The 283-nt window shown below is 50.5% G+C and carries 1 pseudogene; it reads right to left on the bottom strand.

From position 1 onward, the window contains the following. Positions 1 to 113 precede the first annotated feature (113 nt). Positions 114 to 283 (bottom strand): annotated as a pseudogene (locus tag ACTHRE_RS11125) (SAM-dependent methyltransferase); the annotation flags it as partial.

Here is a 283-nt window from a genome sequence, read left to right as displayed (position 1 = left end):
GTATGGATGTTGCGCGGCTGATGTTTTAAGGCGGACACCCAAAAACAAACCGACCCCGATAGCTGCAATGGGTGTTGGGGTCGGTTGCTTTTTAGGGTTTAAAAGATGATTGTTCAGACGGCCTTAACGCATCGCAGGATGCTGTGTCCGCGGCCGATGCCGTCTGAAATTTCCGCTACTATCAATCCGGCTTTTTCAACGCAACGGATCAGGTCTTCAGAATGGAAGATTTTGCTGTTTCCGTTGGCCATGGCAGTGAAATACAGGCTGGTCATGGTCAGGC

It is taken from the genome of Neisseria sp. P0001.S007, from assembly GCF_051963655.1.
GTDB lineage: Bacteria > Pseudomonadota > Gammaproteobacteria > Burkholderiales > Neisseriaceae > Neisseria > Neisseria subflava_A.
Note: the sequence above shows the minus strand (reverse complement) of the source record. Positions and strands in the feature narration are given on the sequence as shown.